This is a genomic window from Aquabacterium sp. UBA2148 (assembly GCF_002328915.1).
GTDB classification, from domain to species: domain Bacteria; phylum Pseudomonadota; class Gammaproteobacteria; order Burkholderiales; family Burkholderiaceae_C; genus Aquabacterium; species Aquabacterium parvum.
Window position 1 is genome coordinate 9,711 of the sequence record NZ_DCXA01000313.1, and the last position, 3,541, is coordinate 13,251.

5 protein-coding genes are annotated in these 3,541 nt (G+C 67.4%); 4 read left to right on the forward strand and 1 reads right to left on the reverse strand.

Going from position 1 to position 3,541, the window contains the following annotated elements; all coding sequences use genetic code 11:
• Positions 1 to 208: 208 nt before the first annotated feature.
• Positions 209 to 1,330, reverse strand: coding sequence for a PA0069 family radical SAM protein (locus B2W70_RS17625; protein ID WP_286747790.1), 1,122 nt, complete (start codon positions 1,328 to 1,330; stop codon positions 209 to 211).
• A 193-nt stretch (positions 1,331 to 1,523) separates the two neighbouring features.
• On the opposite strand from B2W70_RS17625, the gene B2W70_RS17630 reads away from it, so the two are divergent.
• From B2W70_RS17630 to cpaB, 4 genes are all read left to right on the forward strand, one after another.
• Positions 1,524 to 1,709: a Flp family type IVb pilin gene (locus tag B2W70_RS17630; RefSeq protein ID WP_137839732.1), complete on the forward strand. Its 186-nt coding sequence runs from the start codon at positions 1,524 to 1,526 to the stop codon at positions 1,707 to 1,709.
• 53 nt (positions 1,710 to 1,762) lie between these two features.
• Complete coding sequence (locus tag B2W70_RS17635) at positions 1,763 to 2,290, forward strand: prepilin peptidase (protein ID WP_286747792.1); 528 nt, start codon at positions 1,763 to 1,765, stop codon at positions 2,288 to 2,290.
• Positions 2,291 to 2,337: 47 nt separating this feature from the next.
• The gene (locus B2W70_RS17640) at positions 2,338 to 2,760 is read left to right on the forward strand and encodes a TadE/TadG family type IV pilus assembly protein (protein WP_286747793.1); all 423 of its coding nucleotides are present in this window, start codon (positions 2,338 to 2,340) and stop codon (positions 2,758 to 2,760) included.
• Between the two features lie 20 nt (positions 2,761 to 2,780).
• The coding region (cpaB, locus tag B2W70_RS17645; RefSeq protein WP_286747795.1) for a Flp pilus assembly protein CpaB at positions 2,781 to 3,541 on the forward strand (761 nt) is incomplete at its 3' end.

Consider the following 3,541-nt stretch of genomic DNA (forward strand, 5'->3'; position numbering starts at 1 on the left):
CAACGCCAAGCGCGCCGGCCTGTGCCAGCAGCTGATCCACCAGTTGGACCTGCCCGGCCCGGCCATCCCGCTGTGCATCGGCGACGAGGTGCCGATGGCCGAAGTCAAGCGCTCGGCCTTCAACCCGATCGTCGGCTGAGGCGGGCCCCAACTCCGGCAGCGCGGCTGCTGCCCGGCCATGCGCAGCCCCTCGCCGGTTGACCAGCGTTCAGAACAGGCTCGACTGGGCCGGCGGCTCACCCAGCAAACCGGGGTCGAACGCCGAGACATCGAGCACCGGGCCGCCATGGCCGATGCCCCGCCTCGCCGCCGCGCCCCTGACGCGCTGGCGGATGAGGTCGGCCCACACGCCCTGCCCCTTCATGCGCAGGCTGAAGTTCGCGTCGTAGTCTCGTCCACCTCGCATCTCGCGGATGCGCGCCATGACACGCTCGGCACGCTCCGGCAGGTGGTCGGCCAGCCAGCCCTGGAACAGCGGCAGCACCTCCCAGGGCAAACGCACGATGGTGTAGTGGATGGCACAAGCGCCCGCATCGGCCGCGGCATCCACCAGGCGCTCGATCTCGGGCTCGTTGACAAAGGGGATGATGGGCGCCACGTTGACCCCCACCGGCACCCCCGCATCGCGCAAACGGCGCACGGTTTGCAGGCGCCGCCATGGCGCCGCAGCGCGCGGCTCCAGCTTGCGGCACAGCTCGGCGTCCAGCGTGGTCAGGCTGACCATGACATTGGCCTGCCGGCGCTGGGCGGCGCGCGCCAGCAGGTCGATGTCGCGCTCGATGCCCGCTGATTTGGTGACCGCTGTGAACGGGTGACGGCAGGTGTCGAGCACCTCCAGCAGGCCGCGCGTGAGGCGCCATTCACGCTCGACAGGCTGCCAGGCGTCGGTGGCAGAACCGATGTTGATGGGCGAGCAGGTGTGCGAAGGCCTTTGCAGCTCAGCTGCCAGCAACTCTGCCGCGTTGACCTTGGCCACCAGGCGGGTTTCGAAGTCCAGCCCCGGCGAGAGGTTGAGGTAGCTGTGGGTGGGCCGGGCGTAGCAGTAAATGCAGCCGTGCTCGCAGCCCCGGTACGGGTTGAGCGACCACGTGAAGGGGATGTCGGGCGAGTCGTTGCGCGCCAGGATGCTGCGGGCGCGTTCAGGCGTGACCTCGGTCGGCACGCTCGCCTGGGCCGAGGTGTCGGCGTCGCTTTCCGGCCAGCCGTCGTCTTCTCGCCCCTTGTCAGTTGAAGCGAAGCGATGGGCCAGTCGGGTGGCGGTGCCGCGTCCTTTGATGGGGGCGGCCCGCTGGCGAGGGTCAGGCAGGGGTTGCCATGGTTCGTCATGCATGCTGTGTTTTTATACAGCAACTGAAGTGCGGTGGGTTGGTCTGAATGGACTTCGGGCGGGATTGCCCCTCCCCTGATCAGGGGTCGTTCCACGCCTCGCATGTCCGTCACTTTGAGTTAGATTTTGTTGGCGGGTTGCGTCATTTGTGACGCGCCCTTGATCGACTCGGCCATCAGGCCAGATTGGAGACCCCATGAACATCGTTTCGCACGTCAAGGCTTTCCTGAAGGACGAAGAAGGCGCTTCCGCCATCGAGTACGCGCTGGTTGCAGCCCTGATCGGTCTGGCAGCCACCGTCGGCATGACCAGCGTTGGCGGCCAGCTCAACACCTTCTTCGAAGCCGTCAAGACCAAGCTGAGCACCGCAGCGCCCAAGTGAGGCCTCTTGGCTCCGGGGCCCGGCAAAGGCTCGAGTGCGCATCCGCCTGAGACATGCCGGTTTTCGGGGTCAGCTCGCCAACCACTGCGCTGGTGCTCGCCTGGGCACTGGTGATCGCCTGGACCGACTGGCGCCATCGGCGCATCCCCAACCTGCTCTCATTGGGAGCTTGGTTGGTCGGCATTTGCGTGTTGGTGTTCAGCGGTCGAAGCGTCCTGGGCGCCGAACCGACCTCTGCGCTGCTGGCCGCCGCTGGCGCCTTGTTGGTGACCCTGCCGGGTTACCTCACCAAGCGCCTCGGGGCTGGCGATGTCAAATTCCTCGTGGCCATTGGCCTGTTGTCATCATGGCCGCTCACCTTGATCTGCTTCACCGTCGGCACCCTGCTGGGCGCCGCAGTGGGTCTGCTGAGCCGACAACGACACAGCCTGTACCTCGCGTTACCACGCGTGCTGCAGCAGCCCGACTCCTGGCTGGCTCGATGGGCCGCACGCCAGCCTGCAGCGAGGCACATCCCATTGGGCACGTGCCTGAGCGTCGGGCTGATCGCCGCGCTGCTCACCCCGCCTTCCCTGCTCTGAAGCGAGGCGGCCTTCGCAGGCGATTGCGCCAGCCTCAGCTTGGCGGCGTGGCCGTCGAGTTCGCGCCTTTGTTCATCCTGTTTTTCGGGATCTTCTACGCGACCTTCAGTTACGGCCTGGCCATGCTGATCCAGCAGGCGCTGACCTACACGGCCGCAGAAGGCGCTCGCGCCGCCGTCAAGGTCGAGCCAGCCGCTTACACCAGCGTCACCAGCTACCAGACGGCCGCACGCAACGTGGTGCGCTCGCAAGCCGAAAAGGACCTGGCCTGGATGAGCGATGAGATCCGCGCGAAGGTCACCTCCGGCATCACGGTCACCTGGAACACCTCCGGCACGATGGAGGTCAAGGTGGCCTACACCGGCTACGGTCAGTCGCCGCTGATGCCCGTGCTCACGCTGCCTTTCATCGGCGACATCCCCAGCCTGCCCGATGACCTCGTGGGCACCGCCACCCTGCGTCCGAACTGAAGTCTCCACGCGCCATCGACATGAACAACAACGTCCTCAAGATCCTTGCCGGTGTGCTGGCACTGGGCGCCGTCGTGGTGGCCCTGATCGGCATCCGCCTGAGCGGTGAGCCCGCCACACCGACCACACAAGCGGCTTCGGCACCGGCGGCACCCGCATCGGCCCATTTTGTTGTCGCGGCCAGGGACATCAGAGCCGGCCACATGCTGGAATCGGCCGACGTGCAACTGGAGACCGCCGCCTCGGCGCCACAGGGCAGCCTGGCATCGACCCAACAGGCGCTGGGCCAGGTGAGCTCGCGTGACATCACGAAGGGCACGCCCGTCTTGCTGGACGCCATCGCGCCCGAGTCGCTCTCGGCGCTGCTGCAGCCGGGCGAGCGCGCCGTGGCCGTGCAGGTCGATGAGGTGATTGGCGTGGGCGGCTTCGCCAAACCGGGCGACTTCGTCGACGTGATGCAGTTCATGGGCGCCACGCGAGAGAACCAGGACACCAGCTTCGCGCAGGTGCTGGTGCGCCGCGCGCGCATCCTGACCTTCGGCGACGCGACCCAGATCGATCAGGCCCCGACTTCCACGAGCGGCCAAGCCACGCAAGAGGCCATGCGCGAGACCGGCGCCCAGGCTGCCCTGCAGGCGCGCGAACGACGCCAGTCGCTGCGCTCGGCGGTGCTGGCCGTGCGCGAAAGCGATGCCTCGGCGCTCATGCTGGCGGCCAACACCGGCGTGCTCCGCTTGGCCTTGCGCCCCAAACACGAGGGCGTCGAGTCGCCCGACGCCAC